Origin of the sequence: Bradyrhizobium sp. HKCCYLS3077 (assembly GCF_051167555.1) — a bacterium.
In the GTDB taxonomy this organism is placed as follows: Bacteria; Pseudomonadota; Alphaproteobacteria; order Rhizobiales; family Xanthobacteraceae; genus Bradyrhizobium.
Genome location: NZ_JBNPTH010000010.1, coordinates 97,006 through 110,711 on the forward strand (window position 1 = coordinate 97,006; position 13,706 = coordinate 110,711).

The following is a 13,706-nucleotide window of genomic DNA, read 5'->3' on the forward strand; positions in this document are numbered from 1 at the left end:
CCATGCTCGTGGCGACGGCCGTTCCACGCGCCCGCCGATCCGCTGGTGTCGGATGATGATCCGCGCATATAAGCGCAATGGCGGGAAGGGATCGCATGCTCGTTGATGCCGGCGTTCAGATCGCGCGGCATAGATCGGGCACGGCGGCGGATTCGATCAATCCATACGACGGCACGTCGCGTCCCATTCCTCGGTATGATGGAGACGCGCGCCAATAGCGGATAGCTCTCTGCGACCTTCATCGTCCTGAGGGCGCGCATGAGCACCGACAAGCCAAATCCAATTTTGCATCGATCAGGCGGTGACGCGCGTATGTCGCGTCGGCGCTTCGTCACGGCGTCGGCAGCGGCCGCCGGTGCTGTCATCGGCGGCGAAGCGCTCGCCGACGATCTGGCCGATGTGCCGGCGCGCGAACCGGGGGGTGTGCTGTCCGCGTTCAGCGCACGCTCGCCCTATGTCCACATCGGACGCATTCCGGAAGCGACGCCGGGCAAACGGAACATCGATCCCGCCGATGCCATCAACTCGAAGACGCCGCTCGATAGGCTAGTCGGAAGCATCACGCCGACCGATCTGCACTATGAGCGCAGCCATGCGGGCGTTCCCAATATCGATCCCGCCAAGCATCGGCTGCTGATCCACGGCATGACCCGCAAGCAGCTCGTGCTGACGCCGGATGACATCATGCGCATGCCGTCGATCTCGCGAATCGTCTTCATCGAGTGCACGGGCAATGGCTGGGAGAACTGGAAGAAGGCCGACCCGAACCTGACGGTGCAGAACACACATGGCCTCGTAAGCAGCAATGAGTGGACCGGTGTCCCGCTGCGTTATCTGATCGATCTCGTCGGCAAGGAGGCGCGCTCGGCGTGGATGCTGGCCGAGGGCGGTGATGCGGCTGCGGTGGCCCGCAGCATTCCGCTCACCGAGGAGATCATGGACGAGGCGTTCGTGGCCTATGGCCAGAACGGCGAGCCGCTGCGGCCGGCACATGGATTTCCGCTGCGCCTCATCATGCCGGGCTTCGAGGGCAATCTGAACATCAAATGGCTGCGCCGGCTGAAGTTCGGCGACGAACCCTGGATGACCCGCTGGGAAACCGCGCGCTACACCCAGTTGCTTGCCAACGGCAAGGCCGTGCAGTTCCAGCTGAGGATGGAGACCAACTCGGTCATCACCTCGCCCTCGGGTACGATGACCATCCGGCCCGGCTACAACAGCATCACGGGGCTGGCCTGGAGCGGCCATGGCCGGATCGCGAAGGTCGAGGTCAGCACCGACGAGGGGCGGAGCTGGCAGCGGGCCCGCATGAACCATCCCGTGCTGCCGAAGGCGCAGACGCGCTTCGAGCTGGACTGGCAGTGGAACGGCAAGCCGACCAAGATCGTCAGCCGCGCGACCGACGAGAAGGGCAACGTACAGCCCGATCGCAAGTCCTTCATCGCGAAGACCGGCACCAACGCGCTGTTCCATTACAACGCGCAGCAGACATGGAGCATCGACGGCGATGGGAAGGTCAGCAATGTTCTCGCCTGAATCTTGGCTCACGGCGGCGCTGGCCGCAGCGCTGCTGGTCGCTCCCGCTTATGCCGTGGATTTCGGGCGTCCGGCGACGCCGCAGGAGATCAAGCTGTGGGACATCGATGTGCGTCCTGACGGCAAGGGCCTGCCGCAAGGCAGCGGCACCGCTGCGCGCGGCAAGGAGCTGTTCGCGGAGAACTGCGCCGCCTGCCATGGCGAAGGCGGCCAGGGCGGGATCAAGGATCGGCTGGTCGGCGGCCAGGGCACGCTCGCGACCGACACTCCGGTGAAGACCGTCGGCAGCTTCTGGCCGTATGCGACGACCCTGTTCGACTACATCCATCGTGCCATGCCGTATCAGGCGCCGGGTTCGCTCAGCGTCGACGACTACTACGCGCTGTCCGCCTACATCCTGAGTTTGAATGGCATCGTGCCGCCGGACGGCCGTCTCGATCAGACCTCGCTGCCCAAGGTGAAGATGCCGAACCGCGACGGGTTTCTGCCCGTGCCGGAGTTCAGCAACGTCCGGGCGCCGAAATGATCGGGCACGGCGCTCGGCCCGGCGTCGGACGTGTGCGCAGGCGCATGCAGACGTTCGCCCTGCTGGTCTTCCTGACACTATCGACAACGATCGGAGCAAACGCCATGGACCCGCAGGGGCTGATCACGCTGCCAAGCCAGAACGATCCAGGCACGACGATGCGGAAGCTACAGGACGCCGTCAAGGCGAAAGGCATGACGATCTTCGCCCACATCGATCATGCGGCCGGCGCCGCCGATGTCGGGATGACGCTGCGCCCGACGGATCTGCTGATCTTCGGCAGTCCCAAAGGGGGAACGCCGCTGATGCAGGCGGCGCAGAGCATCGGCATCGATCTGCCGTTGAAGGTCCTGGTCTGGCAGGATGCCGAGGGACGGACCTGGCTGTCCTACAACGATCCTTCCTGGCTGGCGCAGCGCCATGGCGGGGCGGCGGGTGCGGAGGGCGCGATGCAGGCCATGACCGGCGCGCTCAAGGCGATCGCCGGCACCGCGACGTCAGCAGAGTAGAACCGCCCCATGCCGGTCATTCCCTGGAAGTCGTTGTGGCAAGAGATGGTGTCGGATGCGCGCACGATGGGCGCCGGCGCCTATGTGCTCGTGGCCGCACTGGTGTTGATGCTGGTGGCGGTGATCGTCGTCGCCGTTCTCGGATGGTCGTCGGCGGAAGGAACCGACGTGCCGTCGTCGGGCTATGCCGCTTTGGCCATCGGCGTGGTGTTCTCCATGATCTGCGGCGTAGGGCTGATGGCGCTGGTGTTCTACAGCAGCCGCGCCGGCTATGACGAGCCGCCGAAGCTCGTTGCGGACGTGACGGATAGTGAGCCTGGATCGGAGCGCGACGAGCTTTCGCGCCGACCTCCGGAGTGATCGATGACCGCGCGTAGGGTCAAGCTTCCGCTGGTTCCGGCCTCCTTCTTCGGCATCGTGCTCGGCATCATCGGGCTCGGCAACAGCTGGCGCGCGGCGCATCAGCTGTGGGGATTGCCGGCCGACATCGGCGAGGTCCTGATGGCGGCGGGCGTTGTCGTCTGGGCCGTCATTGTCTTGTTCTATGTGGCCAAGTGGATCCTCTCCGCCGATGCGGCTCTGTCCGAGGCGCTGCATCCGATCCAATGCTGCTTCATTGGACTTGCCGGCGTCTCGACCATGCTGGTCGCGATCGCAGCACAGCCCTATCATCGGATCGCGGCGCTCATCATTTACGCCATCGGTCTCGTCTTCACGCTCGGCTTCGCGCTGTGGCGCACCGGTCAATTGTGGCGCGGCGGTCGCGATCCCGCGGCCTCGACGCCGGTGCTGTACCTGCCGACGGTGGCTGGATCCTTCGTCACCGCCATCGGGGCAGGTGCGCTCGGCTTTCCTGAGTGGGGTCGTCTCGCCTTCGGCGCCGGACTGTTTTCCTGGCTGGCGGTGGAGTCGGTCCTGCTGCACCGGCTCTACACGGCCGACGCGTTGCCGGCCACGATCCGTCCGACCCTCGGCATTCAGCTGGCGCCGCCGACGGTGGGCGCGCTTGCCTATCTCAGCGTGACAGAGGGACCCCCTGACATGGTCGTCAGCGCGCTGATCGGTTATGGCATGCTGCAATTGCTGCTGCTCGTCCGGCTGCTGCCTTGGATTCTCGAACATCGGCTCTCGGCGTCCTATTGGGGATTCACGTTCGGCCTGACCGCCCTTGCCAGCTCGTTATTGAAGATGGTGATCCGCGGCGATCACGGACCTGCCGCGACGATGGCGCCGATCGTGTTCGTCGTCGTCAACCTCGTCATGGGGGCGCTGGTGCTACGCACGATCTGGCTGCTCGTGTCAGGCCGCATTCTCGCACCGGCTGTCGCTGCTCCGCAGCAGGCTTGAACCGTTCGAGCCGTGAGCTCGCGCCATCTCGCTATTGCGTCGCAACAAGCGGATAACCGGATGCTATAGCCGCTAGCTCAAATCCGTATTTCCGCTCACGGCAGGCCCTCACTTAGCTTCAAGCTCCAAAATTCGCTCGAACGCGGCATGGGGGCCTTGGCTCCGACGTGCCGGACAGAAGGCGCGCAGATCCAATCTGCCGCCGCGATCGAGCCGGGGTGAAGCGACAAGGGCTTAAGGCAGCGGATGCGCGCGTGGTCTCATTATTTCAACCAGGAGCGCATCGTCTTCGCGCTCACGGTGCTGCTGCTGATCGTCTTCGCTCTGACGTTGCCGAAATTCCTGGCGCCGAGCAATCTGCTATCGCTCGTTCGTAGCGTCGCCGTGCTCGGCATTCTCGGGCTTGGCATGCTCATCGTCGTGCTCGGTCGCGGGATCGACCTGTCGCTGGTGGCGACGATGGCGATCTCGGTGGCGTGGAGCCTGCAGCTTGCGGCCAGCGGCATGTCGATGGCGGGCGCGATGGGCATCGGCCTGTTGCTCGCGCTCGGCATGAGCCTCGTCACCGGCATCCTGATTGCCTATGCGGAAATCCCGTCGCTGTTCGCGACCTTGGCGATGGCCACCTTCGTCTACGGCTTCGGCCGTGCCCATCTGATCACCGGCACCGACGTCGTCTATCTGCCGCCGAACATCGGCGCGGTCGCGAGCCTGGGGCAGGGCGCGCTATTCGGCATTCCCATGCCGATCGTCGTCGCCGCCGTCGTGGCGCTGATCGCCTATCTGTTCCTGCGCTACACCAAGCCCGGGCGCTTCATCTATGCGATCGGCGACAATCTCGCGAGCGCCCGCATCGGCGGCGTGCCGGTGCGTCCCATTCTGGTCGCGCAATATGTCATTGCCGGCGGCATCGCCTTCGTCGCCGGTCTCGTGACCGCGACCTCCGCGGAGGCCATGAACACCCGGGTCGTCAACTCCAACATGATCTACGACGTCATTCTCGTCGTCGTGCTCGGCGGCGTAGGCTTGTCCGGCGGCCGCGGCAATGTCCGCAACGTCATAGTCGGCGCGCTTCTCATCGGCGTGCTGATGAACGGCATGACGATCATGGACGTGCAGTACACGATCCAGAACGTCGTCAAGAGCCTGATCCTGCTGCTCGCCATCGTCGTCGACAGCATCGTCAATCCCCGCGACGAGCAGACGGGACAGCAGGGCGACATCTGACGTCCCCACCAACGCGCCTCAATCAACAAAATCGGAGGAGACCATCTTGAAGAACCTGCACCGCCTGGCCCTTGCGGCCACCGCATTCGCGAGCATCGCCGCGGCCGCATTCGGCGCCCGCGCCGACGACATGAACGATCCCTATCGCCAGCCGGCGCTCGACGCGCTCAAGGGCAAGTCGATCGTCTATCTGCCGATCTCGATCGGCTTCGACCTCGCCCAGGCCTGGGGCGGCGTCGTCAAGACCGAAGCCGAGCGCTACGGCATGAAGTTCAAGTCGCAGGATCCGAACTGGAACACCGGCGCAATGGCCCAGGGCCTGACCTCGCTGATCGCCGAGAAGCCCGACGTGATCGTGACGCAGAACCCCGACCTGCAGTCGCTGGCGCGGCTGCTGAAGCAGGCGAATGCGGCCGGCATCGTCGTCATCCAGATGAATATGCAGGGCGCGGTGCAGACCGACGCCTTCGTCGGTCCCGACTTCATTTCGATGGGCGAGCAGGCCGCCAAGATGGTGGTTGCCAAGTGCGGCAAGGGCACCGAGACCTCGCACAAGGTGTCGATCGTGCAGGGCGTGCTCACCGGCGGCGTCAGCTACTACCAGGTGCAGGGCATCAAGAAGGTGTTCGACGCCAATCCGGAGATCAAGGTGGTGTCGAGCCAGGCGGCCGACTGGGACGCCTCGAAGGCGCGCGCCATCACCGAGACGGTGCTGCAGCAGAACCCCGATCTCTGCGGCGTCATCGACGTCTGGGATGGCCAGGGCGTCGGCACCGGTGCTGCGATCAAGCAGGCCGGCAAGCAGGATCAGGTCTACTTCGTGACCTCCGGCGGCGGCGCGCAGAGCATGTGCGATCGTCTGGCCGACGGCACCTTCTCGGCCGCGATCAACTATGACGCGCCGGGCATGGGCCGCGACGCCTTCACCGCGATCTCCGCGGTGCTGCAGGGCAAGCAGAAGGCCGGCACGATGAAGTTCCAGCTGTATTCGCCGACCCGCGTGATGACCAAGGCCGACGTCAAGGCCGGCACCTGCTGGGATCCCGAGCAGTACGCCAAGCTGTTGCGCTGATCTGTTGATCCATGCGTGGCCGCCGAAAGCGGCGGCCACGCACTCTCTTTGATTTTGACCTTAAGCGACTGCACTCAGAGGCTCCTTTGGCGTCGACCAGTACTTTGACGAAGCTGAGATACCGCTTCATTCCGGACCACGTCATCGGCGAGCTGCTCTCGAAGAAGTGGATCGACAACGCGATCCCGTTCCTGGTGCTGCTGTGCGTGATCGCGGTCTTCGGGTCGCTGATCCCCAACTTCTTCACCGGCGCCAATCTCGCGATCAGCGCCCGCGAGCTCGGCGAGTTCGGCCTCGTCTGCATGGCGATGATGATCGTCATCGTCGTCGGCGGCATCGACCTCAGCGTCGGCTCCAATTTCGCGCTCGGCAATTTCATGACGCTCGCGCTGCTCAACCTCGGCGGCTGGCCGGTGGGGCTCGCGATCCCTGCGGTGGTGCTGGTCTGCGGCAGCGTCGGGCTGCTCAACGGCTACCTCATCGGCTTCCTCCGGCTGCGCGCCTTCCTCACCACGCTGGTCACCCTGATCATCGTGCGCGCCATCGTCGACATGCTGCTTCTGAAGTATGCGCAGGCGATGTCGGTCAGCTTCTACCAGTCCGACGTCTGGGACGTGATCGGGCTCGGCGGCTTCGCCGAGGTGCCGTCGAGCTTCATCATCCTGGTCGTCGTCGCGCTGATCGGCCATGTGCTGCTGACGCGCAGCCGTCCCGGCTGGCGCATGATGGCGATCGGCGGCTCGCGCCGCTCGGCGCACAACATCGGTCTCTCCGTGCGCGGCATGGTCTGCGCCGCCTATACAATCTCAGGCATGCTGTGCGGCCTCGCCGGCGTGCTCTACGCCGCGCGGCTCAGCGGCGCCGGCACCGATACCGGCATGGGCCTGGAGATCTCGGCGCTGACGGCGGCCGTGCTCGGCGGCAACAGCCTCGGCGGCGGCCGCGGCTCGGTGGCGAAGGCGCTGATCGGCGCGGTCATCGTGCTGGTCATGACCAACGGCGTGCTGCGCATCGGCCTGAACAGCGGTTCGGGGCCGATGGTGCTCGGCCTTACCTTGCTGCTTGCCGTGTTCATCGACGTGCGCTGGCTCAAGAACCGCGACAAGCTGCTGTCCAAGGTCTACGTGTCGCCGACCTATGTCGAGCTGCCGGCGCCGCGCTCGACGTCCGCCGAGACCGGCGGGGCGTTCGCGCTGAACGACCGGCTTGGCGCCGTCGAGATCATCGGCCTCGGCGAGGTGGAGTCACCGGAGGACGTCATCCTCGATGACGAGGATTACCTCTATTGCGGCACGCGTCACGGCGACATCGTCCGCTTCGCGCCGCCGGACTACAAGACCTGGGAAGTCTACGCCCATATCGGCGGCTCGCCGCTCGGCATGGCGTTCGACCGCACGGGCGACTTGCATGTCTGTGTCGGCGGCATGGGCCTCTACAAGATCGACCACGCGCGCAATGTCAGCAAGGTCACCGACGAGACCAACCGCTCGACCTTCTCTATCGTCGACGATTCCCGGCTGCGGCTCGCCGACGATTTGGACATCGCGCCAGATGGCCGGATCTATTTCAGCGAGGCCACGATCCGCTACGAGATGCACGACTGGCCGGTCGATGCGCTGGAGAGCCGCGGCAACGGCCGCATCATCTGCTACGACCCGAACACCGGCAAGACGCACACGGCGCTGCGCAACCTGATCTTCCCGAACGGTGTCTGTCTCGCCCATGACGGCCAGTCGGTGTTGTTCGCCGAAAGCTGGGCCTGCCGCGTCAGCCGTCTGTGGATCTCGGGGCCGAAGGCAGGGCAGGTCGAGCGTGTGCTCGACGCGTTGCCCGGCTATCCCGACAACATCAACCGCGCCTCGGATGGTTCCTATTGGTGCGCGATCATGGGCATGCGCTCGCCGGCGCTCGACCTTGCGCTGCGCATGCCCGGCTTCCGCCGCCGGATGGCGCGCCGCATCGCGCCTGACCAGTGGCTCTATCCCAACCTCAACATCGGCTGCGTGATCCGCTTCAACGACAAGGGCGAGGTGCTGGAGTCGCTGTGGGATCAGGGCGCCAAGAACCATCCGATGATCACCTCGATGCGCGAGCACCGCGGCTATCTCTATCTCGGCGGCATCACCAACAACCGGATCGGACGCATTAAGCTCGATTATGCCGATCCGAACTGGAGCGCCATGCGCAGCTATTGGGGGCGGGCATGAGCGCCTTGGTCGGAAGCTGGCTGGAGCGCTTCCTCGGACGCGGCCGCGCCGCCGTCACCGTGCCGCCGCTGGACGGCGCGCTGAAGCCGAACAATCGTCTGGAAGATGCGCCGCGCGGCATCGCAAGCGCCGCGCCGGACAATCTGGTCGCGTGCGATGGCGCGGTGTTCTGGTCGAGCGGCGTCAGGCTGTTTCGCGCAGCCGCTGGTGCCGAGCCCGAAGCGGTCGCGACGCTCGATGGCGTGATCTCGGCGCTCGCGGTGTCGCCGCGCGGACAGATCGCTGTGGCCTGCGAGGGCAAGGGCGTCTCGATCCTGGCGCGTGACGGCACCGTCACCAATGCCGGCCGGCGCAGCGGCTGGCCCACGGCCTGCATCACCGCAATGACCTTCGTCGACGAGGCGAGCCTCGTCGTCTGCGTCGGCTCGGTCGAGACCGGGCTGGAGGCGTGGCAGCGCGACCTGATGGAGCATCGCCGCGCCGGCGAGGTATGGAAGCTCGATCTGGTGAAGCGCGAGGCAAAGCGGCTCGCTGCCGGGCTCGGCTATCCCAATGGCGTCGTGGTCGCGGCCGATCGGTCGCTGATCGTCAGCGAGGCCTGGGATGTCCGGCTGGTGCGCCGCGCTGCCGATGGCCGCGAGCTCGCGGTCGTGCTCGACGATCTGCCCGGTTATCCCGGCCGCGTCGCGCCGTCGGCGCGCGGCGGCTATTGGCTCACGGTATTCGCGCCGCGCAGCCCGCTGATCGAGTTCGTGCTGCGCGAGGACGCTTACCGCCGCGCCATGCTGGCCGAGGTGCCGCCGGCCTATTGGATCGCGCCGGCGCTGCGCAGCGGCGTCTCGTTCCACGAGCCGATGCAGGGCGGCGCGCTGAAGCAGATGGGCATTCTCAAGCCGTGGGCTCCGACCTTGTCCTACGGGCTCGTCATCGAGCTCGACGCCAATTTCGTGCCGCTGCAAAGCCTGCACAGCCGTGCCGGCGGCAAACGTCACGGCATCACGTCGGCGGTGGAGTTGGATGGACGTCTCTGGCTGACCGCGAAGGGCGGCGACGAGATCGTCGCGATTGATCGCATGGGCCGGGAGGTGAAGTGATGCAGCCGGTCGTCGAACTGAAGAACGTCACCAAGGAATTCCACGGCATTCCGGCGCTGCGCAACATCTCGTTCGATCTGCGGCCGGGCGAGGTCCATGCGCTGCTCGGCGAGAACGGCGCCGGCAAGTCGACGCTGACCAAGATCATGGCCGGCGTCTACGAGGTCACCAGCGGCGAGCTGATCGTCAACGGTGCGAAGGTCTCGTTCAAGACGCCGGCGGAGGCGCTGCGCAGCGGCATCGCGATGGTGTTCCAGGAGACCAGCCTGGTGCCGTCGCTCACGGTGGCGCAGAACATCTATCTCGGCAATGAGAAGTTCCTCAACCGGCTGCGCGGCATCTACATCGCCGCCCAGCAGTTCCTGCAATCGCTGAATTTCGGCGTCGATCCGACGATGTATGTGTCGCAGCTCGGCGCGGCGCAGAAGCAGATGGTCGAGATCGCGCGGGCCGTGCACCACAAGGCCCGCGTCATCATCTTCGACGAGCCCACGGCCACGCTGACGCCGGAGGAGAAGCACCATTTCTTCGCGCTGGTGAAGCGGCTGAAGCGCGACGGCGTCTCGATCATCTTCATCTCGCACGCGCTGGAGGAGGCGCTGTCGATCTCCGACCGCATCACCATCATGCGCGACGGCCAGCATGTCGTGACGGACGATGCCAGGAATTTCGACCGCGACAAGATCATCACCGCGATGGTCGGCCGCACGCTGTCCGACGAGCTCTACGGCAAGGCGGGTGACGATCACGCCACGCGGCCGTATGGCCGCAAGATGCTGAGCGTGCAGAACCTGTCGATGGGCCGCATGGTCCGCAACAACTCGTTCTCGGTCTATGCCGGCCAGATCACCGGGATCTTCGGCCTGATCGGTTCGGGGCGCACCGAGACCGCCAAGATCATCTCCGGCGTGGTCAAGCGCGACTTCTTCCATGGCGGCGAGGTCAAGCTGGACGGGCGCTCGGTCCGCTACCGGGTGCCGCGCCAGGCGGTGCGCGACGGCATCGTCTACGTCACCGAGGACCGCAAGATCGAGGGATTCTTCGAGACCAAGTCGATCGCCGAGAACATCTATCTCAATCTGCTGGCCGCCGATCTCAACAAGAGCGTCGTGATCTCCTACGCCGAGATGATGGAGCTGGCGGCGACCTGGACCAAGCGGCTCAACGTGCGCGCCATCAGCAACGCCGCGCGTGTCGTAGAGCTGTCCGGCGGCAACCAACAGAAGGTCGTGATCGCACGCTCGCTGGTGCAGGAGCCAAAACTCGTCATCTTCGACGAGCCGACGCGCGGCGTCGATGTCGGCGCCATCGCCGAGCTGCATCACGTCATCAACGAGCTGGCGGATGCCGGGCTCGCGGTGGTCGTGATCTCGTCCTACCTGCCGGAAATCCTCAACCTCGCCGACCGCATCCTGGTGTCGCGCCAGGGCCGCGTCGTCGAGGAGTTCTCGGCCGACGAGGCGACCGAGGAGAAGATCATGTACGCGGCCGTCCACTGAGCGACGCGCCTGAGTTGTCAGGGGAATGAAGTCATGAAGATCAGGGCCGCCGTTCTCGAGGACATGGGCCTCGCCGGACCCTATGCCGCCTCGCGTCCCCTCCGGATTCAGGAGGTCGAGCTCGACGGTCCCGGTCCCGGCGAGGTGCTGGTCCGCATCGTTGCCGCCGGCCTGTGCCACTCGGATCTCTCAGTGATCAATGGCGATCGGCCGCGTCCGCTGCCGATGGTGCTTGGTCACGAGGCCTCGGGCGTGGTCGAGGAGGTCGGCGCCGGCGTCGATGATCTCGTGCGCGGCGATCACGTCGTCTGCGTGTTCGTGCCGAGCTGCGGCCATTGCGCGCCATGTGCGCAAGGGCGGCCGGCGCTGTGCGAGCCGGGCGCCGAGCACAACGGCAAGGGCGATCTGCTCAGCGGCGGCTTCCGGCTGCATCGCGCCGAGGAGAGAGTGCATCATCATTGCGGCGTGTCGTGCTTCGCCGAATACGCCACGATGTCGCGCCGCTCGCTGGTGAAGGTGCAGAAGGAGGTGCCGCTGCACATCGCGGCGCTGATGGGCTGCGCGGTGCTGACCGGCACCGGCGCGGTCTTCAACGGCGGCGATGTCGGCCCTGGCGGCAAGGCGGCGATCATCGGGCTCGGCGGCGTCGGGCTCGCCGCTGTGATGGGTGCAGTCGCGATCGGCGCAGAGAGCGTGATCGCGATCGACATGTTCGAGCCGAAGCTCGCGCTGGCGCGCGAGCTCGGTGCGACCCACACCTTCCATGGCGCCGATCCCGATCTGATCGCGAAAGTCAAGGAGGCGACCAAGGGTGGCGTCGACGCGGCGCTGGAATTTGCCGGCTCCGTGAAGGCGCTGGAGATGAGCTACGCCATCACCCGTCGCGGCGGCACCACGGTGACCGCCGGCCTGCCGAACCTCAAGGCGGTGCTGTCGTTGCCGGCGGTGTCCTTGGTCGCGGAGGAGCGCACCTTGAAGGGCAGCTATCTTGGCTCCGGCGTGCCGTCGCGCGACATCCCGCGCTTCCTCGGCCTCTATCATCGCGGCCGCCTGCCGGTCGACAAATTGCTGACCCATCGCATCAAGCTCGACGACATCAACGCCGGCTTCGATCGCCTCGCCGACGGCAGGGCGATCCGCCAGGTCGTGGAATTCAACTGAGAGATTTTCACATGAGCAGGATTGAGCCCATGCGGCGCTATCAATGTTTCATCGACGGCCAATGGCATCAGCCGGCGTCCGGCGACTATTTCGAGAGCTTCGATCCGTATCTGGCCCAGCCGTGGGCCCTGATCCCCAAATGCGACGCGCGCGATGTCGATCTGGCCGTCGCCGCGGCGCGCCGCGCGCTGGAGCAGGGCGAGTGGGCCACCATGCATCCGTCGCAACGCGGCCAGCTGCTGCGCCGGTTCGGCGACCTGATCGCGCGCGACGCCGATCAGCTTGCGGCCGTCGAAGTGCAGGACAACGGCAAGCTCTATGCGGAGATGCGCGGCCAGGTCGGCTATATCCCGCAATGGTTTCATTACTTCGGCGGGCTCGCCGACAAGGTCGAGGGCGCGGTCGTGCCGATCGACAAGCCCGACATGTTCACCTACACGCGGCATGAGCCGGTCGGCGTGGTCGCGGCGATCACGCCGTGGAATTCGCCGCTGCTGCTGGCGACCTGGAAGCTCGCGCCGGCGCTCGCGGCCGGCTGCACCATCGTCATCAAGCCGTCGGAGTTCACCTCCGCCTCGACGCTCGAGCTGATGCGGCTGGTGGAGGAGGCGGGCTTTCCGCAGGGCGTGCTCAACGTCGTCACCGGATTCGGCGCCGACGTCGGCGAGCCGCTGACCAGCCACAAGGGCGTCGACAAGATCGCCTTCACCGGCGGCGAGAATTCCGGCCGCCACGTGCTGCGCAACGCGGCGCAGACCTTCAAGCGCACCACCCTGGAGCTCGGCGGCAAGTCGGCGCAGCTCGTCTTCCCCGATGCCGATCTCGACAATGCGGTGAAGGGCGTGGTGTCCGGAATCTTCGCCGCCACCGGCCAGACCTGCATCGCCGGCTCGCGCCTCCTCGTGCATGAGAGCATCCACGACGCGTTCCTGGAGAAGTTCGTCGCACTCGCGCAGACCGCGCGCATGGGTGACCCGATGAACATGGATACGCAGGTCGGGCCGGTGACCACGCAGCCGCAATATCAGCGCGTGTTGTCCTGCATCGCTATGGCGCGCGAGGAGGGCGCCGAATGCGTCATGGGCGGCAAGCCGGCCAGCCGTCCGGAATGCGGCCAGGGCTGGTTCGTCGAGCCGACGGTGTTCGCGGGCGTCCACAATACGATGCGGATCGCGCAGGAGGAGGTGTTCGGGCCGGTGCTCTCGGTGATCAAGTTCCGCGAGGACGACGAGGCTTTTGCGATCGCAAACGACACGGCCTACGGCCTCGCCGCGGGTGTCTGGACCAATGATCAGCGCCGCGCGTTTACCGCGGCCAAGCGGCTGCGCGCCGGCACGGTCTGGACCAACACCTATCGCGCCGTCAGCTACATGGCGCCGTTTGGCGGCTTCAAGGCCTCCGGCATCGGCCGGGAGAGCGGACAGGAGGCGATCATGGAATATCTGGAAACGAAATGTGTCTGGATGTCTTATGGCAAGGATGTGCCGAACCCGTTCGTGATGCGTTAGCGCGCCGCAACCGGAAGCGA

At 65.8% G+C, this 13,706-nt stretch carries 12 protein-coding genes; all 12 read left to right on the forward strand.

All coding sequences use genetic code 11. The features are described 5' to 3' along the window. Positions 1-312 precede the first annotated feature (312 nt). The 12 genes from soxC (at position 313) to ACQR0Z_RS31915 (ending at position 13,686) form a co-directional block, all read left to right on the forward strand. On the forward strand, positions 313-1,536 hold the full coding sequence (soxC, locus tag ACQR0Z_RS31860; RefSeq protein ID WP_434921282.1) for a sulfite dehydrogenase: 1,224 nt from the start codon (positions 313-315) through the stop codon (positions 1,534-1,536). Further along, a complete protein-coding gene (locus ACQR0Z_RS31865; protein ID WP_434921283.1) occupies positions 1,523-2,062 on the forward strand; it encodes a c-type cytochrome in 540 nt (179 codons plus the stop codon). Before soxC ends, ACQR0Z_RS31865 begins: the two co-directional genes overlap by 14 nt. 44 nt (positions 2,063-2,106) lie before the next feature. Then, positions 2,107-2,571 carry a DUF302 domain-containing protein gene (locus ACQR0Z_RS31870; RefSeq protein WP_434921284.1) on the forward strand — a complete coding sequence of 155 codons (465 nt, stop codon included), beginning with the start codon at positions 2,107-2,109 and terminating at the stop codon, positions 2,569-2,571. Positions 2,572-2,580: 9 nt separating this feature from the next. Continuing rightward, positions 2,581-2,931: a hypothetical protein gene (locus ACQR0Z_RS31875; protein WP_434921285.1), complete on the forward strand. Its 351-nt coding sequence runs from the start codon at positions 2,581-2,583 to the stop codon at positions 2,929-2,931. A 3-nt stretch (positions 2,932-2,934) separates the two neighbouring features. Beyond that, a complete protein-coding gene (gene tehA / locus ACQR0Z_RS31880; protein ID WP_434921286.1) occupies positions 2,935-3,918 on the forward strand; it encodes a dicarboxylate transporter/tellurite-resistance protein TehA in 984 nt (327 codons plus the stop codon). Between the two features lie 246 nt (positions 3,919-4,164). Then, on the forward strand, positions 4,165-5,145 hold the full coding sequence (locus ACQR0Z_RS31885) for an ABC transporter permease (protein ID WP_434876730.1): 981 nt from the start codon (positions 4,165-4,167) through the stop codon (positions 5,143-5,145). 46 nt (positions 5,146-5,191) lie between these two features. Then, the gene (locus ACQR0Z_RS31890; RefSeq protein WP_434857705.1) at positions 5,192-6,217 is read left to right on the forward strand and encodes a sugar ABC transporter substrate-binding protein; all 1,026 of its coding nucleotides are present in this window, start codon (positions 5,192-5,194) and stop codon (positions 6,215-6,217) included. 86 nt (positions 6,218-6,303) lie between these two features. Then, positions 6,304-8,424, forward strand: coding sequence for an ABC transporter permease (locus tag ACQR0Z_RS31895; RefSeq protein ID WP_434921287.1), 2,121 nt, complete (start codon positions 6,304-6,306; stop codon positions 8,422-8,424). Continuing rightward, the gene (locus ACQR0Z_RS31900) at positions 8,421-9,518 is read left to right on the forward strand and encodes a strictosidine synthase (RefSeq protein WP_434921288.1); all 1,098 of its coding nucleotides are present in this window, start codon (positions 8,421-8,423) and stop codon (positions 9,516-9,518) included. Before ACQR0Z_RS31895 ends, ACQR0Z_RS31900 begins: the two co-directional genes overlap by 4 nt. Further along, on the forward strand, positions 9,518-11,017 hold the full coding sequence (locus ACQR0Z_RS31905; protein ID WP_434921289.1) for a sugar ABC transporter ATP-binding protein: 1,500 nt from the start codon (positions 9,518-9,520) through the stop codon (positions 11,015-11,017). The genes ACQR0Z_RS31900 and ACQR0Z_RS31905 overlap by 1 nt, the downstream gene beginning before the upstream one ends. Positions 11,018-11,050: 33 nt before the next feature. After that, positions 11,051-12,178 (forward strand): zinc-dependent alcohol dehydrogenase family protein, encoded by a 1,128-nt coding sequence (locus ACQR0Z_RS31910; protein WP_434921290.1) that lies wholly within the window; start codon positions 11,051-11,053, stop codon positions 12,176-12,178. Between the two features lie 29 nt (positions 12,179-12,207). Next, positions 12,208-13,686 (forward strand): aldehyde dehydrogenase, encoded by a 1,479-nt coding sequence (locus ACQR0Z_RS31915; protein WP_434921291.1) that lies wholly within the window; start codon positions 12,208-12,210, stop codon positions 13,684-13,686. The last annotated feature ends 20 nt before the right edge of the window (positions 13,687-13,706 follow it).